Raw genomic sequence first — 6,942 nt, forward strand, 5'->3', positions numbered from 1 at the left:
TCTGAGGGGCCTGGGAAGAGGGCATCGATCGTTTTTAACAGTGCGTCTGGAACGTCGAGAGGGACGGTGAATGCCACTTTCGAGCCGTCGCTTGCGTTGCCCAACCTCCTGCCTGCATGCCGTACTCCGCCGAGATTAGTCGCCAGCAGCCCACCGCGGTCCTGTTTCTGCTCGACCAGTCGGCGTCGATGCAAGAGCCGTTCGGCGGGGCCGAGAAGACGGGCGATGCGGCCCCGAGCCGCGCCCGCGTGCTGGCCGACACGGTGAACGACCTCCTGCAAAATCTGGTGCTGCGGTGTGCCAAGGAGGAGGGGGTGCGCGACTACTTCCACGTCGGCGTCATTGGCTACGGGCAGCGCGTGCAACGCCTCGTGCAGCCGACGGAGGAGTACGACCCCGGCACCGGTCTCGTCCCCATCAGCCACCTTGCCGACCGCCCCCAGCGCATGGAGCAGCGGGTGACGGAGGTGGACGACGGGGACGGCGGCACGACGGAAACGCGGGTCAAAACACCGATCTGGTTCGACCCGCAGGCGAAGAACGGAACGCCGATGTGCCAGGCGCTCGACCTGGCGGCCCAGTCTGTGCGCGACTGGATCGACCAGCATCCCCAGAGCTTTCCGCCCATCGTGCTGAACGTGACCGATGGTGAGGCCACGGATGGAGACCCGCTCCGCTACGCCCAGGAGCTGCGCTCGTTCGCGACCGACGACGGAGAGGTGCTGCTCTTCAACGTCCACCTGTCCGCGTCGGAAAAGCCGCCCGTGGAGCTGCCGTCTGCCACCGACGAGGTGCCGAAGGATGACGAGTACGCCGAGGTGCTCTTCCAGATGTCGAGCCGCCTGCCGTTCTCCATGCGGTCGGCCGCCGAGCAGGAAGGGTACAGCGTCACGCTCGACACGCGGGGATTCGTCTTCAACGCCGACCCGGTCTCGCTCGTCACGTTCCTGGAGATTGGCACGCGGCCGAGCAACCTGCGGTGAACACGCGGGGGAGACAAGAAAGGCCGACGAACCGGTTCGGGGTGCACGACGCGGAAAACAGTTTTTGGGATTGGGCCGATAAGGTTGATGTCCGAGCGCGATTCTTCGGAAGGCGAGCGGCCGGCGATGCAGACCCGTGTTCTGTCGGTGCCGAAGAGTGGGGCGGAAGAGAAGGAGTACGAGGATGCGGCCTGCGTCCAAACTGCGGCGTGGCCTGTGCGCGCCGCCGTGGCCGACGGGGCGACGGAGTCGGCGTTTGCGCGATCCTGGGCCGAGCGCCTCGCCCGTGGCGTGGTGGAGCAGGGCGCGACCCCTGAGGCCTTCGGTAACGCCGTGTCGGACTGGCAAACCGAATGGCGGGCGGCGGTTCGCACGCGTGCCCAGGGACGCCCCTGGTACGTGGCGGCCAAGGCGGAGGAAGGGGCCTTCGCCACGCTGCTGGGCCTTTCGCTCGCGGCCGACGGGCAGTGGCGCGCCGTGTCGGTCGGCGACTGCTGCCTCTTCCAAGTACGAGACGGAGCCCTTGTGCGGAGCTGGCCGTTCGGGACGGCCGAGGCGTTTACAAACCGGCCCGCCCTCGTGCCCAGTCGCCCGGACCAGGCGCTACCTGCGCCGGAGCATGCCTCCGAGTCGTGGACGGCGGGCGACGGGTTCGTACTTGCCACCGATGCCGTCGCCGCCTGGCTTCTAAATCCGGAGTCCCGCGTCGGGCCGGCGACCGCTGGGGCGTGGGACGACGAACAGTTTCGGAGGGCCGTGGATCGGGGACGGGCCGAAGAGAGGCTTCGCAACGACGACGCCACGCTTCTCGTCATACGTATCGCCGAGGCGGAGGCCCCGACGCCCCCGTCGATGAACCACTCGTAGGGACGAGACGCCCTGTCATGCCGAGCCCCCCCACCCCGAGCGAGTATCAGGAGGCCCTCCAGGCCCCCGCCATTGCATTTGCCGACCCCGAGCTGCAGGACAGCACGCCCCGCACCAATGCGCTCGGGCTGCCCCAGCCCATCACCGGCTCGTTCGCCGCGGTCTTCCCCGTGACCACGGAGGCGGGGGAGCGGTACGCAGTCAAGTGCTTCCTGGCGGAGCGGCCCGACCAGCAGGCCCGGTACGAGGCGGTCGCCCAGGCCCTCGACGCGGCCGACCACGATGCGTTCCTCGAGTTTGCCTACCAGCCGGAGGGCCTTTCGGTGCGGGGAGAGGCGTACCCACTGCTCAAGATGGAGTGGGCCGCGGGCACGACCCTGAACCGGTTCGTCGAAGAGCATCTCGATCGGCCCGACCGGCTCGATCGTCTCGCCGAGGCCTGGGCCGGCCTCATGGCAGACCTGGAGTCGATGGACCTGGCCCACGGCGACCTCCAGCACGGAAATGTGCTGGTGGAGAGGGGGGAGGAGGGGCCGCGGCTCCGGCTCGTGGACTACGACACCCTGTACGTCCCGGCCCTGGAGGGACGAGCGAGCGCGGAGGTGGGCCACCGCAACTACCAACACCCCGATCGGACCGACGCCGACTTCGGCCCGACCCTCGATCGGTTTGCCGGGCTCGTCATCTATGCCGCGCTGCGGGCCTGTGCCGTGCGGCCGGAGCTGTGGGATGAGTACGACACGGGCGAAAACCTGCTCTTCCGAGATGCTGATTTCTACGCCCCGGAGGAGTCGCCTCTCTTCGACGCCCTGGCGGAGACGGGGCCCCTTCAAGAGGTGCAAGCGGCCCTGCGGACGGCCTGCTACGTGCAGCCCACCGATGTGCCGCCCCTGTCGGCCGTGCGGGAGGGGCGCCTGGAGCCGAGTCAGGTCTCGGTGTCCCGGTCCGAAGCGCGACGGGGGCGCGACGCGGCGGAACGGAGTGTGTTCGCCCGAGCATTTTTGCCCGCGACGATTGGGGCGGGAAGTGCAGCCCTCGGGCTCGCCGTGGTGGCGGGGAGCCTTGCGGCAGTTGGGACACTTCTGGTCGGGGCCGGCGTGGGGGCGGGGCTCGTGGCGACGCGGTACCCGCGCCTCTCCCTCGTTCGGCGCCGACGGCGGTTGGAGCAGGAGGCCGAGCGGTTCACGTCCGCGATCCGCGAGCTCAAGCGCGAGGCAGACAGCCTGGAAGAGAAGCGCGAAGAGCTGCGCACGTCCCTGGCCGAGCAGCGCGAGAAGCGGCTCCAAGAGATTCAAGAGAAGACACTGCACGACCGCCTCAAGCACCACTTCGTGGAAGAGGTGCGAGAGCTTGAGGGGCTCACCCACAAGCACGTCGTGCGACTAAAGGCCGCCAACCTCCGCACTGCCTCGGAGGTCACGCCGGAGGCCGTCGAGTCGGTCCGACGCATCAGCGACCGGGCCCGTGCCCGGCTCAAGATGTGGCGGGCGGCGCTCGAAAAGAAGTACGCCGACGAGATTCCCGACGCGCTGTCGCCGGCGCAGGAGCGGCGCCTCCAGCGCTACGTGGAGCATCGGATCGAAGACCTCGACGACCAGAGGGCCCGCACCCGCGAGAAGATCCAAACGCAGCGGACGGAGCGTGAGCGCATCGAAACGCGGCTCGACGAGATGCCGGACCTGAGTGTCGGGCACTACGTGCGTTACCTGCTCCGGCTCTCCACGCTCCCGGACCGGACGGACGGCTCTCCCGGGCCGTCGCTCCACCCCGAAACCGAGTCGCCCGACGATCGCGCGCCGGTGCCGGAGCCGATCGAAGAGGATCGCTCGTGGTGGCGCCGAGGGTAGGCGGCTGTCTCGTCCCCCCGACGGCCACCCCGGACTACTCGTCCTCGTCCCAGAGGTCCTCCAGCTCATCGATCGTCGTGTCCGACGGCTCCTCCTCGGGGGTATCGTCGCCGCGCACGAGGGCCAGAATGGCGTTGTGCTGAACGATCATATAGTTCGTCTCCTCGTAGCGCAGGTCGATCGCCTCGTTGCCCATGAAGAAGGCGTAGTCGCCCGGGTCGGCCTGAAGGGGCAGGTACCGGACGGGCGTCTCGGATTCCTTCCAGGTTTCGCTCTCGCTGTACTCGGGATTTTGGGTCAGATACCCCGGGCCGGTTTTTACGACCCGACCGCTGAGGACCTCTCCTTGTTGCGACACCGACGCGGGGAGCACAAGGCCGGTGTCCGTCTTGTCTTCGCCAGTCTGTGGCTCAATGAGAACGCGATCGCCGACGACAATCAGGTCCGCCATAAACGGAAACGTACACTCGAAAAGAGAACGGGCAATGGGGCAAAAAAGACGACAGCCTTAACGAGACGACCGAGCGCAGGTTCAAACTCCCGCGAGGTTTGCACAAAAACCATACGTGTCCCCGGCACCGCGACCGGAGGCCGTACGCCCTTCGGGGGTCAGACAAACTGGAAAATGACGTAGACGAGGAGACTTACAAGGCCCGCAGCAATGGTCATCAGCCGGATCGTGCGGTCAATCGGGTTCTCCATGGTGGGGGTGGAGGGACCGAAGTCGACGGGTGGGGTTCAATATGTGTCTCCAGAATGTAGGGGCGCCTGCGGTCTATTCAAACCGGACATCCCGAAGGTTCATGGTTTCTTTTTGTGGGCGTCACGGCCCCTGGAATGCACGTGGTGCCTGCGTCCCGGGCGCAGGACGGGGACTGCACGTGTCCGGACTGTACCGGCCGCCATTGGGATCCGCTTGGCCTGTTCAGGGACCCCGTCCTTCGGATCGATATTTGACCGTTCAGCAGCTTCTGGGAAGCGTTAGAATCGGTAGCGGCAGCCGTTCGCCGGCTACTCCGGGGAACTGGGGCGAGCCGCCGCATCCACGAACCAGAGAAGGGTGTCGCGAGGACGAATTTGGGCGGCCGGGAGCGACGGATCCGCGTGGTCGAGCACCTGGGTAAGGGCCGCTCGTTTCTCCTCCCCGGCGACCAGAAAGACGGCGCGCCGGGCGCCGCTGAGGGTCGGGATGGTGCAGGTCAGACGGGGAGAAATCTCGTGCCGGGGGGGGGCAGTCACGGCCCGGACCCATGCGTCGTCGGAACGGCGCGCCTCGGCCGTGCCGGTTTCGGGAAAGAGGGAGGCCGTGTGGCCGTCGCTCCCGAGGCCGAGAAGGACGGTGTCGAACGTTCTGGAGCGGTCGGCGAAGTGCTCTTGGAGCGTCTCGGTGTAAGCCGCGGCGGCCGCATCGGGCGAGGCCAGGTGCGTGGGCATCGGGTGCACCTGATGGTCCGGAATGGGAACGGCCTCGAGGAGCGTGTCGGTCGCCATGCGGGTGTTGCTCTTGGGGTGGTCGGCGGGCACGAACCGCTCGTCGCCCCAAAACAGGTGGATCTGGGACCAGGGAAGGGCGCCCTCTTCCTCCGCCGCGAGGAGCGCGTAGAGGCGCTCGGGCGTGCTGCCGCCCGCCAACGCGAGGGTGTAGCGGTCCTGCGTGCGCAGGGTCTCTTGGATGTCCGTTGTCAGGTCGCGGGCCGCTGCCCGGCTCAAGGCCGCCAGGTCGGGACATCGGTTGACGGTGGGAGAGGGGACCGAAGACATGGAGCGTACAGAGAAAAAGACGGGAGGAAGAGATTCAGGTGGTCGAGGCCCGAGCAAACCCTGCAGACCGTGCGTTTTCCTGAACGTGGAAGGCGTTACGGACGGCTCATGCCGGCTGCAGGCTCGGCTGGGGCGAGGTCGGCAGCGTGAAACGGAACGCAGAGCCCTCCTCGGGTACGCTTTCGACATGCAGCTCGCGGTCGTGGGCCCCCAGAATATGCTTCACGATGGCCAGGCCCAGCCCGGTTCCGCCCTGATTGCGGGACCGGCTCTTGTCCACTCGGTAGAACCGCTCGGTGAGACGGGGCAGATGGTCCGGCGAAATGCCAATGCCGTCGTCCACGACGCGGATCTCCACCTCGTCTGCCTGAAGGGCTGCCTCCAGCTGCACGGTGCCGCCCTCCTCGTTGTACTTGATGGCGTTGTCCACGAGGTTCACGAGCACGCGGCGAAGGCGGTCAAAATCACCGTAGACCCGGGGCAAATCCGGCGGGACCGTCTGCTGGGGCGTGATGCCTTTCTCCTCGGCCCGCACCTCGACCGATTCGATGGCGGCGTCGAACAGCTCCGTCACCTTGAATGCCTCGTTCGACATGTCCAGCTCGTCCGTCTCGATTTTGGTGATGGTGGAGAGGTCGTGGGCGAGGTTGTCGAGGCGGTTGGCGTGGTGAAGAATTTTCTCGAGAAAGGTGCGATTTACCGATTCGTCGTTAAGGGCGCCGTCGAGCAGCGTCTCGGCAAAGCCCTGGACCGAAAAGATCGGGGTCTTGAGCTCGTGGGACACGTTCCCGATAAACTCGCGCCGGTAGCTTTCCATCTCCTTCAGCTCCTGGATCTCGGTTTGCAGGCTCTGGCCCGTGCGATGCACCTCCCAGAGGAGCGTACTGAGCTCGTCGCCGTGGGGGCCGGAAGGAGGCGGTTGGGCGTCGAACTCGTGGGTGCGGACCTGGTGCAGGACGGACTGCAGGTGGCGGAGGCGGCGGTGGAGCCAGAAGTGGCTCGCGGCGTAGACGAAAACGGCCGTTCCCAGTCCGAGGAGGGCGGCGATACCGACCGAGACGCTTGACACCAGTCCCATCCCGAGCCCGGCCACAGTGCCCGCCGTGCCTCCGATTTTGAGGCCCAGCCGACTCACGAACACGGGAAGCCGCGGAACGAATGACACGACGTAGGTGGATCTGTCGAGAACCCAAAGTGAAATGGGACCGGGTCATACTTCCGTGCCCCAGTCTCGCGTTCCGTTGTTCGGGACCGGAAGCATTACCAAACCGAAAACCGTTCTCGGGTCTCGGGCAAGCCTTATGGAGAGCGGGGGAGGCCTGCCTCGTCGTCGAGGGAGGGCAGGCGGTCGAGGAGTGACGACAAGGGGGGATCGTGGACCTCCGCGAACAATTCGAACGAAATGTGGGGGCCGATGGTGTCAAGGGGGCGGTGCTCCTCGATGACCGGGCGGTACGTCTCGTAGCAGTGGAGGGCCCTGCGTC

Annotated in this window: 6 protein-coding genes and 1 pseudogene; 3 read left to right on the forward strand and 4 right to left on the reverse strand. The window is 66.7% G+C overall.

From position 1 onward, the window contains the following. The first annotated feature begins 116 nt into the window (after positions 1–116). From V5A20_RS12395 to V5A20_RS12405, 3 genes are all read left to right on the forward strand, one after another. Positions 117–983, forward strand: coding sequence for a vWA domain-containing protein (locus V5A20_RS12395; protein WP_332316615.1), 867 nt, complete (start codon positions 117–119; stop codon positions 981–983). A gap of 87 nt (positions 984–1,070) precedes the next feature. Next, on the forward strand, positions 1,071–1,850 hold the full coding sequence (locus tag V5A20_RS12400; RefSeq protein WP_332327467.1) for a protein phosphatase 2C domain-containing protein: 780 nt from the start codon (positions 1,071–1,073) through the stop codon (positions 1,848–1,850). A gap of 17 nt (positions 1,851–1,867) precedes the next feature. Continuing rightward, positions 1,868–3,697 (forward strand): hypothetical protein, encoded by a 1,830-nt coding sequence (locus V5A20_RS12405; RefSeq protein ID WP_332316617.1) that lies wholly within the window; start codon positions 1,868–1,870, stop codon positions 3,695–3,697. 34 nt (positions 3,698–3,731) lie between these two features. On the opposite strand, the gene V5A20_RS12410 is transcribed toward V5A20_RS12405, so the two are convergent. The 4 genes and pseudogenes from V5A20_RS12410 to V5A20_RS12425 all read right to left on the reverse strand — a co-directional run. Further along, positions 3,732–4,148 (reverse strand): co-chaperone GroES, encoded by a 417-nt coding sequence (locus tag V5A20_RS12410; protein WP_332316618.1) that lies wholly within the window; start codon positions 4,146–4,148, stop codon positions 3,732–3,734. A 560-nt stretch (positions 4,149–4,708) separates the two neighbouring features. Beyond that, positions 4,709–5,458 (reverse strand): 6-phosphogluconolactonase, encoded by a 750-nt coding sequence (gene pgl / locus V5A20_RS12415; protein ID WP_332327468.1) that lies wholly within the window; start codon positions 5,456–5,458, stop codon positions 4,709–4,711. Positions 5,459–5,564: 106 nt separating this feature from the next. Continuing rightward, positions 5,565–6,623, reverse strand: a complete 1,059-nt coding sequence (locus V5A20_RS12420; RefSeq protein WP_332327469.1) for a sensor histidine kinase — start codon at positions 6,621–6,623, stop codon at positions 5,565–5,567. 134 nt (positions 6,624–6,757) lie between these two features. Next, a pseudogene (locus tag V5A20_RS12425) lies at positions 6,758–6,942 on the reverse strand (PIG-L deacetylase family protein); the annotation flags it as partial.

Origin of the sequence: Salinibacter sp., assembly GCF_036626415.1 — a bacterium.
In the GTDB taxonomy this organism is placed as follows: domain Bacteria; phylum Bacteroidota; class Rhodothermia; order Rhodothermales; family Salinibacteraceae; genus Salinibacter.